Annotated in this window: 25 protein-coding genes; 9 read left to right on the forward strand and 16 right to left on the reverse strand. The window is 69.7% G+C overall.

Annotated features, from left to right (window positions below; all coding sequences use genetic code 11):
• Positions 1-112: 112 nt before the first annotated feature.
• Entirely contained in the window at positions 113-2,737 is a 2,625-nt protein-coding gene (clpB, locus tag LXT23_RS25705; RefSeq protein ID WP_253982930.1) for an ATP-dependent chaperone ClpB, read from the reverse strand.
• 115 nt (positions 2,738-2,852) lie between these two features.
• Between clpB and LXT23_RS25710 the strand changes: the two genes are divergently transcribed.
• A complete protein-coding gene (locus tag LXT23_RS25710; protein ID WP_253982931.1) occupies positions 2,853-3,497 on the forward strand; it encodes a hypothetical protein in 645 nt (214 codons plus the stop codon).
• 60 nt (positions 3,498-3,557) lie between these two features.
• On the opposite strand, the gene LXT23_RS25715 is transcribed toward LXT23_RS25710, so the two are convergent.
• Genes LXT23_RS25715 through LXT23_RS25725 form a run of 3 tightly spaced genes read right to left on the reverse strand, consistent with a single transcriptional unit; the run spans position 3,558 to position 4,767 of the window.
• On the reverse strand, positions 3,558-4,205 hold the full coding sequence (locus LXT23_RS25715; RefSeq protein WP_253982932.1) for a hypothetical protein: 648 nt from the start codon (positions 4,203-4,205) through the stop codon (positions 3,558-3,560).
• Entirely contained in the window at positions 4,202-4,516 is a 315-nt protein-coding gene (locus LXT23_RS25720) for a DUF1844 domain-containing protein (protein ID WP_253982933.1), read from the reverse strand. The genes LXT23_RS25715 and LXT23_RS25720 overlap by 4 nt, the downstream gene beginning before the upstream one ends.
• Positions 4,513-4,767 carry a hypothetical protein gene (locus tag LXT23_RS25725; protein WP_253982934.1) on the reverse strand — a complete coding sequence of 85 codons (255 nt, stop codon included), beginning with the start codon at positions 4,765-4,767 and terminating at the stop codon, positions 4,513-4,515. The genes LXT23_RS25720 and LXT23_RS25725 overlap by 4 nt, the downstream gene beginning before the upstream one ends.
• Positions 4,768-4,858: 91 nt before the next feature.
• On the opposite strand from LXT23_RS25725, the gene thiE reads away from it, so the two are divergent.
• The 3 genes from thiE to thiD are packed head-to-tail and all read left to right on the forward strand — an operon-like array spanning position 4,859 to position 7,038.
• On the forward strand, positions 4,859-5,515 hold the full coding sequence (gene thiE, locus LXT23_RS25730) for a thiamine phosphate synthase (protein ID WP_253982935.1): 657 nt from the start codon (positions 4,859-4,861) through the stop codon (positions 5,513-5,515).
• 21 nt (positions 5,516-5,536) lie between these two features.
• Positions 5,537-6,301: a gamma-glutamyl-gamma-aminobutyrate hydrolase family protein gene (locus tag LXT23_RS25735; protein WP_253982936.1), complete on the forward strand. Its 765-nt coding sequence runs from the start codon at positions 5,537-5,539 to the stop codon at positions 6,299-6,301.
• Positions 6,298-7,038, forward strand: a complete 741-nt coding sequence (gene thiD / locus LXT23_RS25740) for a bifunctional hydroxymethylpyrimidine kinase/phosphomethylpyrimidine kinase (RefSeq protein ID WP_253982937.1) — start codon at positions 6,298-6,300, stop codon at positions 7,036-7,038. The genes LXT23_RS25735 and thiD overlap by 4 nt, the downstream gene beginning before the upstream one ends.
• A gap of 144 nt (positions 7,039-7,182) precedes the next feature.
• Here thiD and dnaB read toward each other — a convergent pair whose 3' ends face one another.
• The 12 genes from dnaB to LXT23_RS25800 all read right to left on the reverse strand — a co-directional run bounded on the left by dnaB (position 7,183) and on the right by LXT23_RS25800 (position 16,934).
• Positions 7,183-8,550, reverse strand: coding sequence for a replicative DNA helicase (dnaB, locus tag LXT23_RS25745; protein ID WP_253982938.1), 1,368 nt, complete (start codon positions 8,548-8,550; stop codon positions 7,183-7,185).
• A 100-nt stretch (positions 8,551-8,650) separates the two neighbouring features.
• Positions 8,651-9,427 (reverse strand): LytR/AlgR family response regulator transcription factor, encoded by a 777-nt coding sequence (locus LXT23_RS25750; RefSeq protein WP_253982939.1) that lies wholly within the window; start codon positions 9,425-9,427, stop codon positions 8,651-8,653.
• The gene (locus tag LXT23_RS25755) at positions 9,424-10,551 is read right to left on the reverse strand and encodes a sensor histidine kinase (protein ID WP_253982940.1); all 1,128 of its coding nucleotides are present in this window, start codon (positions 10,549-10,551) and stop codon (positions 9,424-9,426) included. Before LXT23_RS25755 ends, LXT23_RS25750 begins: the two co-directional genes overlap by 4 nt.
• An 8-nt stretch (positions 10,552-10,559) precedes the next feature.
• The gene (locus LXT23_RS25760; protein WP_253982941.1) at positions 10,560-11,729 is read right to left on the reverse strand and encodes an acyltransferase family protein; all 1,170 of its coding nucleotides are present in this window, start codon (positions 11,727-11,729) and stop codon (positions 10,560-10,562) included.
• A 173-nt stretch (positions 11,730-11,902) separates the two neighbouring features.
• Positions 11,903-12,346, reverse strand: a complete 444-nt coding sequence (gene rplI, locus LXT23_RS25765) for a 50S ribosomal protein L9 (RefSeq protein WP_253982942.1) — start codon at positions 12,344-12,346, stop codon at positions 11,903-11,905.
• 27 nt (positions 12,347-12,373) lie between these two features.
• A complete protein-coding gene (gene rpsR / locus LXT23_RS25770) occupies positions 12,374-12,796 on the reverse strand; it encodes a 30S ribosomal protein S18 (RefSeq protein ID WP_253982943.1) in 423 nt (140 codons plus the stop codon).
• A gap of 51 nt (positions 12,797-12,847) precedes the next feature.
• Positions 12,848-13,315, reverse strand: coding sequence for a 30S ribosomal protein S6 (gene rpsF / locus LXT23_RS25775; RefSeq protein ID WP_253982944.1), 468 nt, complete (start codon positions 13,313-13,315; stop codon positions 12,848-12,850).
• A gap of 291 nt (positions 13,316-13,606) precedes the next feature.
• Positions 13,607-14,182, reverse strand: coding sequence for an aminoacyl-tRNA hydrolase (gene pth / locus LXT23_RS25780; RefSeq protein WP_253982945.1), 576 nt, complete (start codon positions 14,180-14,182; stop codon positions 13,607-13,609).
• Between the two features lie 78 nt (positions 14,183-14,260).
• Entirely contained in the window at positions 14,261-14,953 is a 693-nt protein-coding gene (locus tag LXT23_RS25785; RefSeq protein WP_253982946.1) for a 50S ribosomal protein L25/general stress protein Ctc, read from the reverse strand.
• Between the two features lie 181 nt (positions 14,954-15,134).
• Entirely contained in the window at positions 15,135-16,085 is a 951-nt protein-coding gene (locus tag LXT23_RS25790; protein WP_253982947.1) for a ribose-phosphate pyrophosphokinase, read from the reverse strand.
• Between the two features lie 44 nt (positions 16,086-16,129).
• Positions 16,130-16,429 carry a septation regulator SpoVG gene (gene spoVG, locus LXT23_RS25795; protein WP_253982948.1) on the reverse strand — a complete coding sequence of 100 codons (300 nt, stop codon included), beginning with the start codon at positions 16,427-16,429 and terminating at the stop codon, positions 16,130-16,132.
• A gap of 133 nt (positions 16,430-16,562) precedes the next feature.
• On the reverse strand, positions 16,563-16,934 hold the full coding sequence (locus LXT23_RS25800; RefSeq protein ID WP_253982949.1) for a DUF5658 family protein: 372 nt from the start codon (positions 16,932-16,934) through the stop codon (positions 16,563-16,565).
• A gap of 208 nt (positions 16,935-17,142) precedes the next feature.
• Here LXT23_RS25800 and LXT23_RS25805 point away from each other — a divergent pair, with 208 nt between their 5' ends.
• The 5 genes from LXT23_RS25805 (at position 17,143) to LXT23_RS25825 (ending at position 21,130) form a co-directional block, all read left to right on the forward strand.
• On the forward strand, positions 17,143-17,742 hold the full coding sequence (locus tag LXT23_RS25805) for a thymidine kinase (protein WP_256561129.1): 600 nt from the start codon (positions 17,143-17,145) through the stop codon (positions 17,740-17,742).
• A gap of 58 nt (positions 17,743-17,800) precedes the next feature.
• Positions 17,801-18,616, forward strand: coding sequence for a uracil phosphoribosyltransferase (locus tag LXT23_RS25810; RefSeq protein WP_253982950.1), 816 nt, complete (start codon positions 17,801-17,803; stop codon positions 18,614-18,616).
• 14 nt (positions 18,617-18,630) lie between these two features.
• Complete coding sequence (gene hpt / locus LXT23_RS25815; RefSeq protein ID WP_253982951.1) at positions 18,631-19,164, forward strand: hypoxanthine phosphoribosyltransferase; 534 nt, start codon at positions 18,631-18,633, stop codon at positions 19,162-19,164.
• A 181-nt stretch (positions 19,165-19,345) separates the two neighbouring features.
• Complete coding sequence (aqpZ, locus tag LXT23_RS25820) at positions 19,346-20,173, forward strand: aquaporin Z (protein ID WP_253982952.1); 828 nt, start codon at positions 19,346-19,348, stop codon at positions 20,171-20,173.
• 324 nt (positions 20,174-20,497) lie between these two features.
• Positions 20,498-21,130 carry a LysE family translocator gene (locus LXT23_RS25825; protein WP_253982953.1) on the forward strand — a complete coding sequence of 211 codons (633 nt, stop codon included), beginning with the start codon at positions 20,498-20,500 and terminating at the stop codon, positions 21,128-21,130.
• Positions 21,131-21,133 lie beyond the last annotated feature (3 nt).

Raw genomic sequence — 21,133 nt, forward strand, 5'->3', positions numbered from 1 at the left:
CGGCGTCCCGGCTCCGTCATCGGGCTGAACCACGGGCCCGGGGACGAAAGACAACGGGCCCGGAACCGGTGAGCGGTTCCGAGCCCGTGCTCCATGAGGCCTGCCCCGCGCGTTACGCCGAGCGCTTCACGTTCTTCGCGGTGTCCACCAGCACCTTGGCGAACGTGAGGCCGTTGGGGCCCGCGTCGGCCTGGATGTGGTCGCCAGGGACGAACTCGGCGTTGAGCACCTTCAGCGCCAGCGTGTCCAGCAGGTACTTCTGGATGGCGCGCTTCAGCGGTCGGGCGCCGTACGTCGGGTCGTAGCCGCGCTCCGCGAGGAAGTCGCGCGCCTTGTCCGTCAGCTCCAGCGTGAGCCGCTTGTCGGCCAGCAGCTTCGACAGCCTTCCGAGCTGCAGGTCCACGATGCGGAAGATGTCCTTCTTGCGCAGCGGCTCGAAGACGACGACCTCGTCCACGCGGTTGAGGAACTCCGGCCGGAAGTGTCCGCGCAGCGCGTCCATCACCTCGTCGCGCGTCTTCTCGTCCAGCACGTCCTTGCCCGCCATGCCCGCCTGGATGTCCTGCGAGCCCAGGTTGGACGTCATGATGAGCACCGTGTTCTTGAAGTCCACCGTGCGGCCCTGGCTGTCCGTCAGCCGGCCCTCGTCCAGAATCTGGAGGAGGACGTTGAACACGTCCTGGTGCGCCTTCTCGATTTCGTCGAAGAGCACCACCGTGTACGGCCGCCGGCGCACCGCCTCGGTGAGCTGGCCGCCCTCGTCGTAGCCGACGTAGCCCGGAGGCGCGCCGACCAGCCGCGACACGGCGTGCTTCTCCATGTACTCGGACATGTCGATGCGGACCATGGCCGCGTCGTCGTCGAAGAGGAACTCCGCCAGCGCCTTCGCCGTCTCCGTCTTGCCCACGCCCGTGGGGCCCAGGAAGATGAACGAGCCGATGGGACGGTTCGGGTCCTGCAGCCCGCTGCGCGCGCGGCGCACGGCGTTGGACACGGCCTCAATCGCGCTGCGCTGGCCAATCACCCGGTTCGCCAGCCGCTCCTCCATGTGGACCAGCTTCTGGACCTCGCCCTCCATCAGCCGCGAGACGGGGATGCCCGTCCACTTGGCCACGACCTCGGCGATGTCGTCCGCGTCGACTTCTTCCTTGAGGAACTTCTGCGTCTTCTGCAGCTCGGCCAGCTTCTCGTTCTGCGCCTTCAGCTCCTTCTCCAAGGAGGGGATGACGCCGAACTTCAGCTCCGCCGCCTTGTTCAGGTCGCCCTGACGCTCGGCCGCCGCCTGGTCGTTCTTCGCCTTCTCCAGCTTCTCCTTCAGGCCGCGGATGGCGCCAATGGCCTGCTTCTCCGCGTCCCAGTGCACCTTGAGTGCGTTGAACTTCTCGCCCAGGTTCGCCAGCTCGCGCTCAATCTGGCCCAGCCGCTCCTGCGAGTGGGGGTCCGTCTCCTTCTTCAGGCCCTCCTTCTCGATTTGCAGCTGCGTCATCTTGCGGCGCACGTCGTCCAGCTCCGTCGGCATCGAGTCGATTTCGATGCGCAGGCGGCTGGAGGACTCGTCCACCAGGTCGATGGCCTTGTCCGGGAGGAACCGGTCCGAGATGTAGCGGTGGCTGAGCGTGGCGGCGGCCACCAGGGCGTTGTCCTGGATGCGCACGCCGTGGTGCACCTCGTAGCGCTCCTTCAGGCCGCGCAGGATGCTGATGGTGTCGTGCACGCTGGGCTCGCCCACCATGACGGGCTGGAAGCGCCGCTCCAGGGCCGCGTCCTTCTCGATGTGCTTGCGGTACTCGTCCAGCGTGGTGGCGCCGATGCAGTGCAGCTCGCCGCGCGCCAGCGCCGGCTTGAGCATGTTGCCCGCGTCCATGGCGCCTTCCGCCTTGCCCGCGCCGACGATGGTGTGCATCTCGTCGATGAAGAGGATGATCTCCCCGGCCGCGTCGGCAATCTCCTTGAGGACCGCCTTGAGGCGCTCCTCGAACTCGCCGCGGTACTTCGCGCCGGCCACCATGGCGCCCAGGTCCAGCGACACCAGCCGCTTGTTCTTCAGGCCCTCGGGCACGTCGCCGTCGATGATGCGGCGCGCGAGCCCCTCGGCGATGGCCGTCTTGCCCACGCCCGGCTCACCGATGAGCACCGGGTTGTTCTTGGTGCGCCGGCTCAGCACCTGGATGCAGCGGCGAATCTCCTCGTCGCGGCCGATGACGGGGTCCAGCTTGCCGGAGCGGGCCGCCTCGGTGAGGTCGCGCCCGTACTTCTCCAACGCCTGGTAGGTGGCCTCGGCGTCCTGGCTCGTCACGCGCCCGGAGCCGCGGACCTCCTTGAGGCCGGCCAGCACGCGCTCACGCGTCACGCCGGAGGACTTCATCACCTCGCCGACAGAGCCCTTGTCGTGCGTCAGCGCGAGCAGCAGGTGCTCGGAGGAGATGAACTCGTCCTTGAGGCCCTTGGCCTCGTCCTCGGCCTTGTCGAAGGTCTTGAGCAGGCGCTGGCCGAGCATGGCGGCCTCACCGCCCTGCATCCGCGGAAGCTTGCCGAGCGCCTCCGCCAGTCGCGCCGCGAAGAGCTTGGCGTCCACGCCAATCTTCCGGAGCAGGGGCTCGACGATGCCGTCCTTCTGGCCGAGCAGCGCGGTCGCCAGGTGTTCAGGCTCGTACTGCGGGTGGTCCGCTCGCCGGGCAAGCGACTGACCCTCGTGGATCGCCTCTTGTGCCTTAACCGTGTACTTGTCGAGTCGCATGCACTGAACGTAAGAGCCCAAGAGGTCATGGCAAGTTGGCGCAGCGCGTCGAATGTCCGCCTGCCATGGAATACTTTGGACCCCTGGTAGCAGCCGGCTTTTCACGGAGCCGGGGTTGCCAGTCATCGCGCGGCCGGGTATAGGCGGCGCCCATCCCGGGGGGCAGATCCTGGAAGCGCACGGCGGTTATCTCGTAAGACTCGAAAGCCTCAGCGGCCTGGAGCTCATCCAGTTGGCGCGTGAGGCGCTGGTGCTGGACGGAGCGGCGGGCGCCACGGGCCTGCACGTCTCGGTGAACCGGCGTCGCAAGGTGGTCCGGCTGGCCTATGTGGGGCCCTTCACCGCCGGACGGCAGGGCGCCCACTGGTACGCGGCGCACCACGCGCTGCCGAGGCTGCTGTCGCGCGCGGCCAACGTCACGGTGCACGCCTGCGTGTATGACCCGGACGAGGGCGAAGAGGTCATCGCCTACGGCAACGGCAGGCGCGTGGGCGGTGAGCGGGTGGTCTACGAGGACGTGGAGCTGCCCGGTCGTCCGGAGGACGTGGACGAAGCGGCCTTCACGCATATGCAGGAGCGCTGGCCCCTGGGACACCTGGCCTACGTCTTCGGGCTCACGCGCAAGGAGCTGCTGCGCCTGCCGCTCGTGTCTCCCGCGCAGGTGCTGCCGCTGGACGGCGCCGCGCAGGATGTCGCCGAGGCGCTGGAGGCCCTGCTGCCGGGCTCGCGCATGCCGCACCCGGTGCCGGACGCGCACTGAGGGGCGCGGCGGCGGCACGGCCTGGACGCCCCTGAAGGGCGTCGTGGCTCCCGGTGCTGCCTACTCGTCCTGAGGGCCGTCGTGGGCGAGGACGACGTCGCGGACCGCGTCGCTGCGGAAGTACTGGCCGAGCAGGGCGAAGGTGCCCGCCACCAGCACCGTCCCGAGGACGGACAGGCCCACCGCGAACCACGGGGCGACGGAGTTCACCACCTGGGCGGCCACGGGGTCCTGGTTCTCCGGCAGCCGGCCGAGCGTCTCCGCCAGCACGGTGCCCATGCGCCGCGACACCACGGCGAACTGGGCGCCGTCGATGGTGCGCAGCACGGCCACGGTGATGGCCGCCCGGCCGAGCAGCCGCCGCATGCCCTCTCGCGGAAGCCCGTCCGGACGGAGCATGCGTCCGGCGGCCACGAAGACGAAGGCGCACGCCACGGAGAGGATGCCCATCAGCACCGCGCGGGGCTCGCGCATGGGCTCCAGGGCGGCGTACTGCGTCTTCACCACCTGCTGGATGACGTTCCTGTCGCCCATCCAGGCGGGAGGCTCGTTCTCCAGGTGGAGCTCGCGGACCTCGTAGAAGTGGGCGAGCTCCGTGGCCTCGCGCAGGGCGGACCAGCCGGTGAAGGCGGCCAGCACCAGACTCACCATGGCCGCGAAGCGGATGCCCCGAGGCAGCCCGCTCGAGCGGGAAGCAGACACCGTCACCGCTTGCTCGCCTCCACGAAGCGCAGGCGCAGGTCGGTGAGGAGCCCGTCGAAGAGCTTCTCCTCCTCCGCCGTCAGGTTGCCCCGCGTCTTCAGCCGCAGCATGGACAGCAGGTCCAGGTTCTGCCGGGCCAGCGGCAGGTCCTTCTCCTTCTGGCCCGTCTCCGGATTCGGAGCGTCACCGAGGTGGATGAGCACCGCGGAGCCCAACCCCACGATGAAGGTGCTGAACGAAATGGACTCCTCGGACGCGGAGCGCGCTTCCCCCCGCATCACGAAGGTCTCGCCGCGCTTCTCGTCCCCGGAGCTCATGCGGAGGCCGAACCCTCGTCGTCGGTGTCGTCGCCTTCATCCTCGGCGTCGTCCTCGTCCTCGTCGTCCTCGTCATCCTCGTAGTCGTCGACGTCGTCGAGCATCAGCGTCTCGACGGGGACGGACTTCTCCGCCACGTCCGGCAGGCCCTTGACGTGGCGCTCGTACGCCTTCTCGTCCAGGTGGCCGGAGCGCAGGTACCGCTCCGCCGTGCGCTTATCCAGGTACTTCGGGTCCGCCGCATCCGCCATGTTCAAATCCTCAGAATTGCTTGGAAATCAGCGCGCCACCTTATAGCAGGGAGGCCATCTGTCAACGCCGCCGTCCCGCCTACCGGAGCCGATGAACGTCCCGTCCCGCCCCATGCTTCCCCGAGGCCCGTATCTGCTGTGCGACGACACCGTCCTGCCGGACGTCCCGCTGGTGGACAAGGCGGCGCGGCTGGTCGCGGGTGGGGCGCGGGTGGTGCAACTGCGCATGAAGCGCACACCGCCCCGGGATGCCCTGGCCGCCGCGCGGGAGGTGGCCGCGCTGTGCCGCCGCGCGGGCGCGCTGTGCCTGGTGAACGACCGGGTGGACCTGGCGCTGCTGGCGGGCGCGGACGGGGTGCATGTGGGCGACGACGACCTGCCGCCGGAGGCCGCGCGCGAGCTGCTGGGGCCCGGCAGGCTGGTGGGCGTGACGGTGCGGGGGGTGGAGGGGGCGCGGGTGGCCCAGGCGGCGGGCGCGGACTACGTGGGCGTGGGGCCGCTCTTCGGCACGACGACGAAGCAGGTGGCGGCGCCGGTGCTGGGCCTGGAGTCCTTCGCCGCGGTGGTGCGGGACAGTCCGCTGCCGGTGGTGGGCATTGGCGGCGTGGGGCTGGCGAACATCGGCCGGGTGGCGGCGGCGGGCGCGCATGGCGCGGCGGTGGTGTCCGACGCCCTGCTCGCCGAGGACATCGCCGAGCGGGTGCGGCTGCTCCTGGCCGCGTTTGAACGGGGAAGGTCGGGGGACTAGCCTCGAAGGCTCAGGAGCGCCATGAACAACCATCCGCGTCACCACGGGCCGCCGCCGCGCCGCCCGAACATCGGCATCACCCCGGACTGGAGCCAGCCCGAGGACCAGGCCTTCCCCCGCTATGAGCTGAAGGTGCCGTACTCGGACGCGGTGCTGCGCGCGGGCGGGCTGCCCTTCGTGCTGCCGTACTCGGACGACCCGACGTGCGTGGAGGCGTACCTGGACCGCGTCTCCGGAGTGCTCATCACCGGTGGCGCGTTCGACATCCCTCCGGAGGCGTACGGGGAGACGGCGCGCGAGGGCCTGGGGGCGCTGAAGGAAGGCCGCACCGCGTTCGAGGCGGCGCTGATGAAGGGCGCGCTCAAGCGCAACATGCCGGTGCTGGGCGTGTGTGGCGGCATGCAGCTGCTCAACGTGGTGCTGGGCGGCACGCTGTTCCAGGACATCGGCCGCGAGGTGCCGGGTGCCCGCGAGCACGAGCAGAAGCATGACCGCACCCAGCCGCAGCACCCGGTGGAGGTGAAGAACGGCACGCTGCTGGCGGAGGCGGTGGGCTACGGGCAGCTGATGGTCAACTCCACGCACCACCAGGCGGTGCGGGCCGCCGGTCAGAATGTGAATGTCTGCGCGGTGGCGCCGGACGGCGTGGTGGAGGCCATCGAGTCCACGGCGCATGTCTTCGCCGTGGGCGTGCAGTGGCACCCCGAGTACATGGCCACCACCATTCCGGTGCACGTGGGCCTGTACAAGTCCTTCGTGCAGAAGGCGCGCGAGCACCGGCGTTGAGTCCCCGGGTCCTCCTGCTGGCCGGGCACGAGCCCACGGGGAGGGCGGGGTTGCTGGCGGACGTGGCCGCCGTGCGCGCCCGGGGCGGGCTGCCGGTAGCCGTGCCCACGGCGCAGACGGCGCAGGGCACCGCGACGTTCACCTGGCTTGCGTCCGCGCCGCGCATCCTGGCCGCGCAGGTGGCCGCCGCGTGTGAGCTGGGGCCGCTGCACGCGGTGAAGTGGGGTATGGTGCCCGGGCCCGCGCAGCTGGCCGCCGCGAGCAGGGCCCTCGCGGGCATGGACGCGTGGTGGGTGGTGGACCCGGTGGTGCGCACGTCGCGCGGAGAGTCGCTGTCGCGCCTGTCCGCGCGGGGCTACCTGGCGCTGGCGGGCCCGCGCGTGGTGCTCACGCCCAACCTGGACGAGGCGGCCTGGTTGCTGCGCCGGCCAGTCGCCCGCACGGTGGATGAGGCCGTGGAGGCCGCCACCGCGCTGGCCCGGTACGGCTTTGGTGCGGTGCTGGTGAAGGGCGGGCACCTGCCGGACGTGGAGGGGCTGGCGGACGTGCTGGCCACGCCGGCACGGGTGCGGGTGCTGCACGGGAAGTGGCTGGCGCGCACGCCGGGGCGGAGGGGCACCGGCTGCCGGCTGGCCTCCGCGCTGGCGACGGAGCTCGGACGGGGACGCACGCTGGACACGGCGGTGCGCGCGGCCCGCGAGCTGGTGGTGCGCTACCTGCGTACGGGTACGGAGTAGCGGCGAGGGCTGGTGGTGCGCTACGTGCGCACGGGCGCGGCGCCCCGATGGGCTCATGGCGCCGCGCGTGATGCGGCGCTCCGCGAGCCCGGTCGCGAGTCATGGGCGGGGCTTCGCGAGCGGGAACGACGTGGCGCGCGGTCGCTACTCGCCGCGCGTGCGGCTCTCGAAGCGTGTGTACTCGGAGAGGAACACCAGGTCGATGGAGCCCACCGGGCCGTTACGCTGCTTGGCGATGATGAGCTCGACGGGGATGACGGTGCTGGAGGACTGGGCCGGCGCGCCATCCGGGCCCTCCTCGGACTCCTCGCGGTGGATGAACATCACCACGTCGGCGTCCTGCTCGATGGAGCCGGACTCACGCAGGTCCGACAGCATGGGCTTGCCGCCCTTGCGCTCCTCCACCTTACGGTTGAGCTGGCTGAGCGCGATGATGGGCACCTCCAGCTCCTTGGCCAGCTGCTTCAGCGCGCGGGAGATTTCGGCGACCTCGAGCTGCCGGCTCTCCACCTTGCCCTTCTGGTGCATCAGCTGGAGGTAGTCGATGACGAGCAGCGACAGCCGCGGGTCCTTCTGCTTCACGCGGCGCGCCTTGGCGCGAAGGTCGAACGGGGACAGACCACCCGAGTCGTCGATGTAGATGGGGGCGTTGTAGAGCGCGCCCGCCATCTCCTGGAACTTCTCCTCGTCGTGCGGCGTCAGCCGGCCGCCGCGCAGCTTCTTCATGTCCACGCGCGCGGTGGACGCCAGCAGACGCATCAGCAGCTGGTCCGCGGGCATTTCCAGGCTGAAGATGCCGACCGCCTTGTTCTCCTTCAGCGCCGCGTGCACCGCGATGTTCATCGCGAAGGACGTCTTGCCGACGCCGGGACGCGCCGCGAGGATGATGAGCTCGCCCGCGTGCAGACCCGTGAGCTGCATGTCCAGGTCGATGTAGCCCGTGGACAGGCCCGTCACGCCCGTGGCCGCGGCCTTCATCTTGTCGAGCAGGTCGAGCGTCTGCTCCATCAGCTCGCTGACGGGGCGCAGGTCGCCCTCGCGCTTCTTCTCCGCGAGGAGGAACACCTTGCGCTCGGCCTCGTCGAGCAGCACCTCCAGCTCGCCCGTCTCGGTGCTGGCGAGGTCTTGAATCTCCTTGCCCACGTGGGCCAGGCGCCGCCGCAGGGCCTGGTCCTTGACGATCTGCGCGTACTGGACGGCGTTGGACGCCAGCGGCACCACCTGGTCCAGCCGCATCAGGTACGCGGGGCCGCCCACGGCGACGAGCTGCCCGAGGACCTTCAGCTCCTCGGCCAGCGTCAGGTGGTCGACCTGCTTGGACTGGCCGTCCAGCTTGAGCATCGCCGCGAAGATCTGCGCGTGCGCGGGACTGGAGAAGTCGTCCGGATGGACCACCTCACCGACGGCGGCCGTGAGCGTGTTGTCCGCGAGGATGGCACCCAGCACCGCGCGCTCAGCGGCCAGATCCTCGTGAACCCGCCGGCCTTCTCTGATGTCGAGGACGTTATCCATGGCTGCCTGCCCACTCTACAGGCGTGCCTGACATCGCCCAATTTTCTGCCACAGACCTGTAGCACCGGGTGGGTGGAGGGGGGCGGCTCTACCCCCTGGATCACCCCTCCATGCCCCAGCGCTGCAGGAAGACTTCACGCCACGTGCGGCTGAGGACCACCGTGGTGCCGTTCTTGAGGACGAGGATGCCGTCGCCGTGGGTCCAAGGCTCCAGGCGCGCCACGGCCTCCAGGCTGACGATGTCGCCCCGGTGCACGCGGACGAAGCGCGCCGGGTCCAGCCGCTCCTCCAGCGCGCGCAGGCTCTGGCGCACCAGGTGCTCGCCCTGGTCCGTGTACAGCCGCACGTACTTGTCCTCGGACGACAGGCGCCACACGGAGTCCAGCCGCAGTGGCACCCACGCCTCGCCCACCTTCACCACCAGCCGCTCCAGCGGGCGCGAGGGCGAGGCCCGGGACAGGCCGTCCAGCAGGGCCTGGAGCCGGCCGGCCTCGGCCTCCGTCCGCCCTCCGACGAGCAGCGCATGGGCCTTGTCGAGCGCCCGGGTGAAGCGGCCCGCGTCATAGGGCTTCAGCAGGTAGTCCACCGCATGCGCCTCGAAGGCCTGGAGCGCGAAGGCGTCATACGCGGTGGAGAAGATGACTGCGGGGCAGCCCTCCGGTCCCAGCGCCTCCAGCACCTCGAAGCCGGTGAGGCCGGGCATCTGCACGTCGAGCACCACCAGGTCCGGGCGCAGCGCCTCCACCCGCGCCAGCGCCTCCGTCCCGTCTACGGCCTCGCCCGCGAGGACGAAGCGACTGTCATCCGCCAGCAGGCGCTTCACCTTGGTGCGCGCGGGCGCCTCGTCGTCCACCACCAGCACGTTGAAGGGCGTCATGCAGTCACCTCACGAGGCAGCCACAGCGACACACGTGCCCCGCCTTCCGGGCCACGCCCGCGCTCCAGCCGCGCCCGCCCGCCGTGCAGCAGCGCGAGGATGCGCTCCAGGTGCGTCAGCCCCACGCCGGGCCCCGCCGCAGGAGAGGACTCCGCGAAGCCGCGCCCCGTGTCCTCCACCTCCAGCCTCCACCCGGCGCCATCCTCACGGGCGCGGATGCGCACCTCCAGCGCCTCCCGCCGGTCCTGGTTGTGCTTCACCGCGTTCTCCACCAGCGCCTGCAGCGCGAAGCAGGGCACGCGCGCGCCGTCCAGCCCGGGCGCCATGTCCCAGCGCACCGTCACGCGCTCGCCGAAGCGGGCGGTCAGCAGCGCGACGAAGCGCTCGGCATGGGCGCGCTCCTCCGCGAGCGTCCACGTCGCCTCCTGGCGCTCGAGGCTGGCGCGCAGCAGTCCGCCCAAATCGCTCAGCATCCGGTCCGTGCGCGCCAGGTCCTCGTACATCACCGCGCTGATGGTGTTCAGCGCGTTGAAGAGGAAGTGCGGGTGGAGCTGTCCCGTGAGCGCCTGGAGCCGGGCCGCGCGCAGCTCGCTCTCCAGCGACGACTCCCGCAGCGCCTGTGCCTGCCGCGCCCGCCAGTCGTTGACGAAGCTCCACAGCGTGGCACCGGCCGAGTACGCGATGACGTCCTTCAGCACCTCCATGGGGATGCGGAACGCCAGGGCTCCATAGTCGTACTCGCCCCAGCCGAGCAGCCGGTAGAGCGGGTACCTCAGCGGCACCATCACCAGGATGTGCAGGCTGGTGAAGAGCGCGAAGCCCGCCACATGGATGACCCCGAAGCGGGCCCAGCCGACGCGCGGCCCCGGCGCATTGAGGACCGCCGTCTGGGCCACGGGGAGCACCACCCATACCGCCAGCGCCCCGGTGATTTCCCAGAGGAAGGGCTCCAGCCCCGGGACGGTGCCGCCATTGCCCAGGATGGTCAGGCAGACCGTCAGCCCGTTCACCAGCCCGATGCCGAGGAAGAGGCAGAACAGCGCCAGCGCCGGGCGGGCGCGGATGCGTGGCCACTGCCAGCCGGCGGTGGAGACTGGCGCGTCCTCGGAAGGGGAGGGGGACATGGGCTTCGTCACGCAGTATGCCCCGCCTCCGCCGTCCGGGGGACCCGGGCCTGCGCCGTGCGCGGCTTCATCCCGAAGCAGGGCCGCAGCCAGCCCACGCGCGACACGGCCTCGCTCAGGGCCCAGGTGGCGGCAAAGGACACGGTGAGCACCAGCCCGAGCAGCGCCCACGGCCCCACCGGCAGCGTGAGCATCAGGTACCCCACGACGATGATGACCGTCTGGTGGAAGATGTAGAAGGGATAGGCCCGCTCCTGCGCGTACTTCAGCCACGGCCGGCGGACGTGGATGCGCGCCCGCGCCCAGCCGAGCGCCGTCAGGATGAAGAGCCACAGGGCGGCCATGGCGCCGAGCATCTCCCAGACGAGGGGAAACTCGCTGTCCGGCACCATGATGACGAAGAGCACCGCGCTGGGGGCCAGCAGCACGCGCCGGCGCTCCACCAGGACGTCCCAGATGCGCGGGCAGCGGCCGAAGAGGTGGCCCATCAGGAAGAGCAGGCCGTAGTGGCCGAAGGTCCTCGGGTCGTCGAACAGCGCGTGTGTCGTCGGGTACTCGTGCAGCAGCACCCCGTTGAGCGCGAGCGGGAGGAAGAACCAGCACACGTTCCACCCCCGGCACAGCCAGGCCTCCGCCCGCGCGAGGAAGGCCTGCCCTCGCGCCGTGGCCAGCGCCGCGAAGAGGGGCAGCGCCAGCACGCAGTAGACGAAGAGGTAGGCGACGAACCAGAGGTGGTGCCAGCTGAAGCTGCCGGCCGGGTAGGGCACGATTTCGAACACCGACGGGTAGAAGGCCGCGTAGTCCCCCTGGAACTGTCCCCGGAGCAGCCGCTCCACGTAGATCTGCGGCGGCACCACCACGAAGATGCCGAAGACGAGGGGCCACAGGAGCCGCTTCGCGCGGTCCGCGGCGAAGCCTCCCAGCGTGCGCCGCCGCAGGGCCAGCGCGGTGCCCACCCCGGAGATGAACATCAGCAGCGGCATGCGCAGGTGGTGCATCACCTCCATGACCGGCTCCAGCACGGGCAGCGCCTGGGGGCTCTTCACGTGCCAGTCCCAGGTGTTGAACATCATCCCCGTGTGGAACAGGTGCAGCAGCAGGATGGCGACGACGCGGAGCCAGTCCAGGTCAGGGTGGTGCTCGTCGGGGGTGGACCGGGGCAGTGTGGGGGTGCTCATGGGAGAGCCTCCTTCCACTCCGGGATACGCACCGCGCGGCCCGCCCTCCATGCACATGTCGCGGGACGGACCGGGGACGGCGCCAGCCGGACGACGGGGGCGGCGCCGGAAAGGAGAAGGGCCGCCCGGGTCTCCCCGGACGGCCCTTCGGACTTCAGCGGTACAGCCGACGACTACTCGGCCGCGACCTCGACCTTGATCTTCGCCACGACCTCGCGGTGCAGGCGCAGCTCCACCTCGTAGCTGCCGAGCGACTTGATGGGCTCGGGCAGGTGGATGGCGCGACGGTCCACCGTCTGGCCCTGGGCAGCGACCGCCTCGGCGATGTCCAGCACGGTGACGGAGCCGAAGAGCTTGTCCTGCTCGCCGACCTTGCGCTTGATGGTGACCTTGATGTTGCCGATCTTCTTCGCCTGCTCCTCGGCCGCGCCCTTGAGCTTGGCGTTCCGGGCGGTGATGACGCCCTTCTCGTGCTCGAGCTGGCGCAGGTTCTGCTCGCTCGCCAGAACCGCCTTCTTGCGAGGCAGCAGGTAGTTGCGGCCGAAGCCGTCCTTCACGGTGACGAGCTCCCCGGACTTGCCGAGGTTCTCGATGTCCTCACGCAGAATGACCTTCATGTTCAGTCTCCTGTGCGGACCCGGCGGCTAGCCGACCACCGCGTTGTAGGGGAGGAGCGCGATGCCGCGGGCGCGCTTGATGGCGACCGCCACCTCACGCTGGTGCTTCGCGCAGTTGCCGGAGATGCGGCGGGGGATGATCTTGCCGCGCTCGGTGACGAAGTACTTCAGCGTCGCCTGGTCCTTGAAGTCCACCGAGGCGTTCTTCTCGGCGCAGAAGCGGCAGACCTTCTTGCGGCCGAAGCCACGGCCACCACCACGCTTGTCGTCGTCGCCGCCCATCCCGCCGCCGCGGTCGTCACGGCCGCCACGGTCGTCACGACCGCCGCGGTCGCCGCCGCGGTCACCACCGCGCGAGCCGCCACCGAATCCACCACCGCCACCGCCACCGAAGCCGCCACTGCGGCCGCCGGAGGCAGCACCCGTCTTGCTCTCAGTTCCGTTGCTCATGAGCGTTCTCGATTCCTGGAATGGTCCCTAGGGAGCTGACCTGCGAAGGCCTCAGGCCTCCTCGGTCGCATCCTCCTCAGCGTCGCCAACCGGCTCCTCGCTCCGGAACGGGCTCTCGCGCTCGAGGGGAGCGCCCGGACGGGTCTCCTCCACGTCGCCAGCCAGCTTCAGGTCCTCGAGGACCGGGCGGGACTCGGGGTCCACCTCGTCCGCGATCTTCACGGAGATGTACCGGGAGACCTCGTCGAGGTTGCGGAGGTTGCGCTCCACTTCGGCCACCAGCTTCGAGCCGCCCAGGTAGCTGGCGTGCACGTAGATGGCGCGGGGCTGCTTCGCCACGGGGAACAGGGTCTTCTTCTTGCCCCACACCGTGAAGCGGAGGAGCTTGCCACCCTCACGGCCAACGATGCCGCGGACGCGCTCCTTGAGCTTGTCCACGTTGTCGTCCGTCAGGTCCGGCTTGACCAGGAAGATGGTCTCGTACTCACGAAGCCGCGTCGCGGCCTGCGTCTCAGCCATGTTTTCTCTCCCCTTGGGGTCGAGTGCCCCCCGGTGAATCCGAGGAGCGGGGAAACGGTCGGCAAACCCAGGAGGGCCACCGCCGGGGACAGGAAACCGCGCGCCCGTCACCTTCGCGCTACGTCCCGTGCACCAACACGGGAAGCTGTGAAAGAACATCCCACCGGTACTGCCTCTGGTGTGCGCAAGGCGCACCCCATCCGGTAGAGGAACGCGCCTTGTAAGGGGGGGCCCCCTCCAAGTCAAGCGGCCGGGCAGTCTCTCCGTCCGCCCGGGGGGCAGGCGGGCTCCTCAGGCCTTCCGGTTGAACCGGTTCATCGCCACCGACAGGCCCTCGCGAATCCAGGTCTCCGTCATGTCCACCGCGCGGCCGATGAGCTCGTCCAGCTGGCGGCGCTCGCCGTCGTCGAAGTTGCCCAGCACGTAGCCGGACACGCGCTCGCGGGCGTTGGGGCCCTCCGGCTTGCCGATGCCGAAGCGCAGGCGGATGAAGGACTCGTCGCCCAGGCTGGCCACGGTGCTCTTGAGGCCGTTGTGGCCGCCGCTGCCGCCGCCCGCCTTGAGCTGGAGCCGGCCGAAGGGCAAATCGAGCTCGTCGTGGATGACGAGCACGTCCTCCACGGCGACCTTGTAGAAGCGCGCCGCCTCCGCCACCGAGCGGCCCGACAGGTTCATGTACGTCTGGGGCTCCACGAAGAGCACGCGCTCACCGGCCAGCGTGCCCTGGCCCACCTTCGCGGCGAACTTCTCCTGGTTGAGCTCCCCGCGCGCGCGGGGCAGCAGCGCCTCCACCACCATGAACCCGATGTTGTGCCGGTTCCGCTCGTACTCGCGCCCCGGGTTGCCCAGCCCGACGATGAGCTTCATGGAAGGCTCCTGAAACGAGAACGGGGCCAGCCCCTCTTCGGGCCAGCCCCGCTCCAGTGGGACTGCGTGAGGCGAAGACTACTTCTTCGCCGCCGGGGCCTTGGCCGCCGCGGCAGGAGCCGCCGCCTTGTCGCCCGCCTTCGCCGCCGCCGGAGCCGCAGCCGCCGCTGCGGGGGCCGCAGCCGCCGCCACCGGAGCCGCCTCGGCCGCCTCGGGCGCGCTGAGGACCGCCACGGTGTAGTTGACGTTCGTCTTCACGGACACGCCCGCGGGCAGCTTCAGGTCGTTGACGTGCAGCGCGTCGTTGATCTTCATCGGCGTCACGTCCACCTCGATGCGCTCGGGGATGGCGTTCGGCAGCGCCCAGAGCGCGAGCTCGCGGCGGATCTGGGTGAGCAGACCGCCGTCCGCCACGCCCTGCGCCTTGCCCACGAGCGTCAGGGGCACGTTCACCTTCACCTGCTCGTTCTCACGCACGTCCAGGAAGTCGACGTGGAGGATGTCGCGGGTGAGCGGGTCCATCTGGTAGTCCTTCAGCAGGACCTGACGGGTGCCACCTTCCACCTTGATCTGGATGAGGGTGTTGAACTTGTGCGGGGTGTTGATGGCCACGCGCACGGACTTGGGGTCCACGGCGATGTGCACCGGCTTCTCGAGGTGCTTGCCGTACACCACGGCGGGAACCAGACCCTGCGCGCGCAGGCGGCGGGCGGGGCCCTTGCCGGCGCCCTCACGCGCCTTGGCCTCGAGGGTGCTCTTGTCGACGGACATGGAAATGCCTCACTGAAGGGGACTGCGGTTGCCACCAGTCACCCTGGCGCCCTCGGCATCCTGCCCCGATGGCAGGCCCCGAAGACGGCGCCCTGGGGAAGAAGGGGACCGATGGAGGTGGGTGCACATGCCAGCCGGGAGGCTCGGAGTCAAGCCGCCCGGCGGGCAGACGGACGACGGCTCAGACGAACAGCGAGCTGAGCGAGTCGGCGCGGTGGATGCGGGCAATCGCCTCGCCGAAGAGGCGCTCGGTGGTGAGCAGGCGGATCTTCGAGCAGGCCTGCGCCGCGGGCGACAGCGGCACGGTGTCCGTGAAGACGACCTCTTCCAGCACCGAGTCGGAGATGCGCTGGATGGCCGGGCCGGAGAGGATGGGGTGGACGGCGTAGGCCACCACCCGGCGCGCGCCCTTCGCCTTCAGGGCGGCGGCCGCCTGGGCGAGCGTGCCGGCGGTGTCCACCATGTCATCCACCAGCACCGCGTCCTTGCCATTCACGTCGCCGATGAGGTTCATCACCTCGGAGGCGTTGGGGCGCGGGCGGCGCTTGTCGATGATGGCCAGGCCCGTGTTCAGCCGCTTCGAGTACGCACGGGCGCGCTCCACGCCGCCGGCGTCCGGCGACACGATGACGAGCTCCTGCGACTCCGGGAAGCGCTTGCGCAGGTCCTCCAGGAACACCGGCGAGCCGTAGAGGTGGTCCGAGGGGATGTTGAAGAAGCCCTGGATCTGCCCGGCGTGCATGTCCATGGACACCACGCGCTCGGCACCGGCGACCTCCAGGAGGTCGGCAATCAGCTTCGCCGTGATCGGCGTGCGCGGGGCGACCTTCCGGTCCTGCCGGGCGTAGCCGTAGTAGGGAATGACGGCGGTGATGGAGCCGGCGCTCGCCCGCTTGAGGGCGTCGCACATGATGAGCAGCTCCATCAGGTGGTCGTTGGCCGGCGGGCAGGTGGACTGGAGCACGAAGATGTCGTGTCCGCGGACGTTCTCGCCAATCTCGACGTGGATCTCCCCGTCGGAGAAGCGACCGACCTCCGCCTTGCCCAGCGGACGCTTGAGGTACTCGCAGATGCGATGCGCCAGGCCGGGATTCGAGTTCCCGGCGAACACCTTGAAGTCACGCGGCTGCATGGTGGGGCCGCTGACTAACCTGGACACGCGTGGAAGGGAAGTCGTTAGTCCAGATCGGCTGGCGCCGCCATGAGCGTCCCGGCTTGCGCCTGATGAAGGTGGCGCTCGTACTCAATGAGGATGACGCGCTCCATCTGGCTGCGCGTATCCGCGTTGAGCGGGTGAGCTATGTCCTTGTACGTCCCATCTTTCCTCTTCTTTGCCGGCATCGCGATGAACAGCCCGGAGGAGCCGTGGATGACCTTCAAATCGCGTATGACGAAACAATGATCCAAGGTGATGGTGACGTACGCCTTGAGCTTGTCCTCTTCGACCGGAAACACCCGGACGTCGGTGATGTTCATGGTCCCCCCCCGAACCCGAAAGGTCGGAGCTGACAGGAAGCCTGGGACATACCGGGTGTAAAATGCAAGCGGGGGCCCGACTGACCCCGCGCCCAATGTTCAATTCACCGCCAGTCCGCTACCGGCCCGCGGGCTAGCGGAAGGCCGCCGGCCAATGCAGGACCAGGTGGGTAAGGAAGGCCAGGTGGTAGACGACGATGATGCCGTAGACGGCCGCGCCGATGCGGATGGCGATGCGGCTGGCCCTCAGGCGGCGGTGGAGGCACAGGAGCCACAGGCCGGCATTCACGATGACCAGCTTGGAGAACATGAAGACCAGGGGCGACTGCTCGTAGGCAATCCGCATGAGCGGGTTGAGCTCCTCCGCCACCTCGAGCTGCAGGAAGAGGAGGGTGAACAGCCCGTCCAGCAGGTTCAGCACCAGCAGCGCCACCGAAGCCGGTGACACATAGAAGGAAGCCCTGCTCCACGTCGCGTCCTGCGTCTGCTCGATAGTCGCCGCCACGCCCCACCCCTTCCCGTTCCCGACCGCCTCTGGGCGGGCTCCCTTCAAGACGCTTGCCAGCGCGTTTCCGGGCTCCCGGAGAGCAGGCGGGCGGACGGGCCCTGGCCTGGGGGGACCCCTCATGGAATGGGCGGCGTTGAAAGTTGACTCCGGTGGGGGCGTGGCAGACTATCCGCGCCCCTTCCGGGCCCTGCCAGCCGAGCGTCCCTTGCACCAATTCCCCAAAGATATCGGGTGGATAGAGGTCATCTGCGGCTCGATGTTCTCCGGTAAGACGGAGGAGCTGATCCGCCGTGTGCAGCGCGCCATCTACGGCAAGCAGAAGGTCCAGGTCTTCAAGCCGCGCATCGACAACCGGTACGACGAGACGCTGGTGGTGAGCCACTCGCAGCTCAAGGTGACCTCCACCCCCATCGACCGGGCTGAAGAGATTTTTTACCGGCTCTCGGCCGACACCCAGGTGGTGGGCATCGACGAGGTGCAGTTCTTCGGGGTGGAAGTGGTCGCCGTGGTGGAGGCGCTGGCCAACAAGGGCCTGCGCGTCATCTGCGCCGGGCTGGACCAGGACTACCAGGGGCGCCCCTTCGAGCCGATGCCGCAGCTGATGGCGGTGTCCGAGTACGTCACGAAGGAGCTGGCCATCTGCGTGGTGTGTGGGAATCCGGCCAATCGTTCCCAGCGGATTGTTTCGAGCGGGGAGCGCGTGGTGGTGGGCGCCGCGGGGGCGTACGAGCCGCGCTGCCGCAAGTGCCACGTCAAGGAGCCGACAGAGGGGACTCCGCCGCAGACGCTGAAGCTGTTCGACTGAGAAGCGCGAGAGTGCCGTCCGCGCCGCCTTCAGGCCCGGGCCGAGAGGAGCCGACCGAGTGCGCGACACCCTGTACGCGAACGTTCCCTTCCGGCTGAACGAGATGACCCACCACTATGGACCGCAGGTCCACCTGGTGGGCAATCCGTTCCTCCTCTCCCAGCTGGCAACGCTGTGCTCGAAGGGCGTCATCCAGCCGCAGATCAACCGGCTGGTGGAGCTGCTCTACGCGGACCTGGTGAAGACGGTGGTGAACGCCGAGTTCCCCCGGAAGATGGTGAGCCTGCCCACGCGGATGATCGACTCGACGCCGCAGGGGCTCTACCAGGGCGAGGTCATCGAGCCCCAGGTGAGGGTGGTGACCGTGAACATCGCGCGGGCGGGCACGCTGCCGTCGCAGGTGGCGTATGACCTGCTGAACAGCACGGTGGACCCGGCGCTGGTGCGGCAGGACCACATCATCATGAGCCGGATGATTGACGCGGCGCAGGCGGTGGTGGGCTCGGAGATTGGCGGCGCGAAGATTGGCGGCGACGTGGACGACGCCTTCGTCCTGTTCCCGGACCCGATGGGGGCCACGGGCGGCAGCCTGTCCACGGCGATTACGCTCTACAAGACGAAGGTGCCGGGGCGGCCCCGGCGCATCATCACCCTGAACCTCATCGTCACGCCGGAGTACCTCAAGCGGATGACGAAGGACCATCCGGACGTGGTCATCTACGCGCTCCGGCTGGACAGGGGCATGTCCCCGCCGGAGGTGTTCGGCACCGAGCCGGGCGCGCTCTGGGAGAAGGAGCGGGGCCTGGATGACCGGCAGTACATCGTCCCCGGTGGTGGCGGCTTCGGGGAGATCATGAACAACGCCTACGTGTAGCGAAGGAGCAGGCCTTGGCGTTCTACGAGTCGCAAGTCGGCGTCCTGATTTCCGAGGACAAGTTGCAGGCGCGGGTGCGGGAGCTGGCGGCGGAGATTACCCGGGACTACGCGGGCAAGGACCTGACGCTCATCTGTGTGCTGAAGGGCTCGGTGTTCTTCGCCATGGACCTGGCGAAGAACATCGACCTGCCGGTGAAGCTCGAGTTCCTGGGAGTGTCCAGCTACCAGGGCGGCACCGAGACGACGGGCGAGGTGCGCATCACCACCGATGTGAGCAAGCCCATGGCGGGCAAGAACCTGCTCATCATCGAGGACATCATCGACACCGGGCTCACCATGCAGTTCCTGCTGGAGAACCTGCGGGCGCGGCACCCGGCGTCGCTGAAGCTGTGCTCGCTGCTGGAGAAGCCGTCGCGGGCTCGGACGAAGGTGGACATCGACTACAAGGGCTTCGTCATCGATGACCACTTCGTCGTGGGCTACGGGCTGGACTACGCCGAGGTGTACCGGAACCTGCCGTTCATCGGCGTGATGAAGGGCAAGTAGGCTCGGGCGGGGCACTCAGGCGTGTCGAGGGCTCCTCATAGGTGCCGCCCCTCCAGGCATGGGGCGGAGTGTCCTGTTGTCATCGGGTTGCGCGTGCTCACCGTCCCTCGTGGGACTGCCTGTGTCGCGAGGCACCGGCCGTGATGCTCGCGGCGCGGGCCGTCGCGGGGTGAGGCTGCGCATGCGTGCATCCAAGGTGAAGTCTGCTCCGGTGGTTGCCGGTAGCGAAGAGGCGCTTCGGAAGTACCTGGCCGAGCTCGTGGGCACGTTCGTGCTGGTGCTCGGCGGCGTAGGAGCGGCCGTGCTGGCGGGGGACCGCATCGGTTTCCTGGGCGTGTCGCTCGCGTTCGGCCTGTCTCTGCTAGCCATGGTCTACACAGTGGGGCCCATTTCTGGCTGCCACGTGAATCCGGCGGTGACGCTCGGGCTGGTGCTCACGGGGAAGATGGAGTCCCGGTATGCGCCTGGCTACGTGCTGGCCCAGTGTCTGGGGGCGTTTCTCGCGGCGGGCCTGGTGCTGCTGATTGCCAAGGGGGCGCCTGGGGGCTACTCGCCCACGGTGGAGGGCCTGGCGTCCAATGGGTACGGCGCTGCCTCGCCCGGGGAGTACAGCATGGCCTCCGCCTTCTACACCGAGGTGGCGCTCACCTTCCTGCTGGTCCTGACGGTGCTGGGCGCCACGGACGCGCGGGCGCCGGTGGGCTTCGCGGGGCTGGCGATTGGCCTGGTGCTGGCGCTCGTCCACCTGGTGGGCATTCCGGTGACGAACACGTCGGTGAACCCGGCGCGCAGCCTGGGGCCGGCGGTGTTCGCGGGCGGAGACGCGCTGAGGCAGCTGTGGCTGTTCATCGTGGCGCCGCTGCTGGGCGCGGGCGCGGCGGCCGCCGTGTACCGGACGGTGTACCGCCCGGTGGCGCCCATCACCGCCGCCACGGCGGAGCGAGCGACGGAGCGGGAGCGGGCGGAGCGCGAGGCCGCGGACCGCGGGGGGGCGCGGACGCCGGTGTGAGGGCTGCTCCGGGCGGTCACGGGCTGGGAGCCGGGCCACGCGGGGCCGTCTTCGCGACGGGGGCTCATCCTGCGCGAAGGAGCACCAGGCTGTGGCCCCTCCCGGCCGCACCTGGCGCAAACCTGTCGGACAGGCGGACAGGATTGGAACGGCCGCGTCCGGCGGCCGCCTCGCGGCCCCAGGATGAGCGCCAGACCCTTCGCGAGATGCGAAGCGGGGCCCGTGTAGGCGCCTGGTGGGCTTGCCGCGCTTCACGCTGCTCTGGCGCGGGCGTATACGGTGGAGGTGGGACGGGGCCGCGCCGTCCCCTGCGGAGCCTCCACCATGCTCTTCGACCCGACCCGCCTCGCCGCGTTCATGCTGGCGGGCATCGCGCTCAACCTCACGCCGGGCCCGGACACGATGTACGTGCTGGCCCGGAGCATCGGCCAGGGCCGGGCGGCGGGCATCGTCTCCGCGCTGGGCATCGCCGCCGGGTGCCTGTTCCACATCGCCGCGGCGGCCCTGGGGCTGTCCGCGCTGCTGGCCACGTCCGCCCTGGCCTTCACGGTGGTGAAGTGGGTGGGCGCGGCCTACCTCGTGTGGATGGGCGTCCAGATGCTGCGGAGCAAGGCCGGGCCAGAGGCGGTGGAAGGGCTCCATCCGGCGAGCCTCTGGCGCATCTTCCGCGATGGCGTCGTCACCAACGTGCTCAACCCGAAGGTAGCGCTGTTCTTCCTCGCCTTCCTTCCACAGTTCGTGGACCCGTCGCGGGGCTCTCCGGGGCTCCAGTTCGTGGTGCTCGGGCTGCTGTTCGCTGTGACGGGGACGCTGTGGCTTGCGTTCCTGGCCAGCGCGGCGGGGGCGTTCGGGGCCTGGCTGCGGCGGCACCCGCGCGTGGCGGCGATGCAGAAGCGCGTCACGGGTGGGGTGTTCGTCGCGCTGGGGGCGCGGCTGGCGCTGCAGGGGCGGGAGTAGGCG

This window comes from Pyxidicoccus xibeiensis (assembly GCF_024198175.1).
In the GTDB taxonomy this organism is placed as follows: Bacteria; Myxococcota; Myxococcia; order Myxococcales; family Myxococcaceae; genus Myxococcus; species Myxococcus xibeiensis.

Excerpts from the sequence above, each read along its gene's own strand:
- clpB (WP_253982930.1), bottom strand. The coding sequence starts at position 2,737 with ATGCGACTCGACAAGTACACGGTTAAGGCACAAGAGGCGATCCACGAG.
- LXT23_RS25720 (WP_253982933.1), bottom strand. The coding sequence starts at position 4,516 with ATGAGCTCCGGGGACGAGAAGCGCGGCGAGACCTTCGTGATGCGGGGG.
- LXT23_RS25725 (WP_253982934.1), bottom strand. The coding sequence starts at position 4,767 with ATGGCGGATGCGGCGGACCCGAAGTACCTGGATAAGCGCACGGCGGAG.
- thiE (WP_253982935.1), top strand. The coding sequence starts at position 4,859 with ATGAACGTCCCGTCCCGCCCCATGCTTCCCCGAGGCCCGTATCTGCTG.
- LXT23_RS25735 (WP_253982936.1), top strand. The coding sequence starts at position 5,537 with ATGAACAACCATCCGCGTCACCACGGGCCGCCGCCGCGCCGCCCGAAC.
- dnaB (WP_253982938.1), bottom strand. The coding sequence starts at position 8,550 with ATGGATAACGTCCTCGACATCAGAGAAGGCCGGCGGGTTCACGAGGAT.
- LXT23_RS25750 (WP_253982939.1), bottom strand. The coding sequence starts at position 9,427 with ATGACGCCCTTCAACGTGCTGGTGGTGGACGACGAGGCGCCCGCGCGC.
- LXT23_RS25755 (WP_253982940.1), bottom strand. The coding sequence starts at position 10,551 with ATGTCCCCCTCCCCTTCCGAGGACGCGCCAGTCTCCACCGCCGGCTGG.
- LXT23_RS25760 (WP_253982941.1), bottom strand. The coding sequence starts at position 11,729 with ATGAGCACCCCCACACTGCCCCGGTCCACCCCCGACGAGCACCACCCT.
- rplI (WP_253982942.1), bottom strand. The coding sequence starts at position 12,346 with ATGAAGGTCATTCTGCGTGAGGACATCGAGAACCTCGGCAAGTCCGGG.
- rpsR (WP_253982943.1), bottom strand. The coding sequence starts at position 12,796 with ATGAGCAACGGAACTGAGAGCAAGACGGGTGCTGCCTCCGGCGGCCGC.
- rpsF (WP_253982944.1), bottom strand. The coding sequence starts at position 13,315 with ATGGCTGAGACGCAGGCCGCGACGCGGCTTCGTGAGTACGAGACCATC.
- pth (WP_253982945.1), bottom strand. The coding sequence starts at position 14,182 with ATGAAGCTCATCGTCGGGCTGGGCAACCCGGGGCGCGAGTACGAGCGG.
- LXT23_RS25785 (WP_253982946.1), bottom strand. The coding sequence starts at position 14,953 with ATGTCCGTCGACAAGAGCACCCTCGAGGCCAAGGCGCGTGAGGGCGCC.
- LXT23_RS25790 (WP_253982947.1), bottom strand. The coding sequence starts at position 16,085 with ATGCAGCCGCGTGACTTCAAGGTGTTCGCCGGGAACTCGAATCCCGGC.
- spoVG (WP_253982948.1), bottom strand. The coding sequence starts at position 16,429 with ATGAACATCACCGACGTCCGGGTGTTTCCGGTCGAAGAGGACAAGCTC.
- aqpZ (WP_253982952.1), top strand. The coding sequence starts at position 19,346 with ATGCGTGCATCCAAGGTGAAGTCTGCTCCGGTGGTTGCCGGTAGCGAA.
- LXT23_RS25825 (WP_253982953.1), top strand. The coding sequence starts at position 20,498 with ATGCTCTTCGACCCGACCCGCCTCGCCGCGTTCATGCTGGCGGGCATC.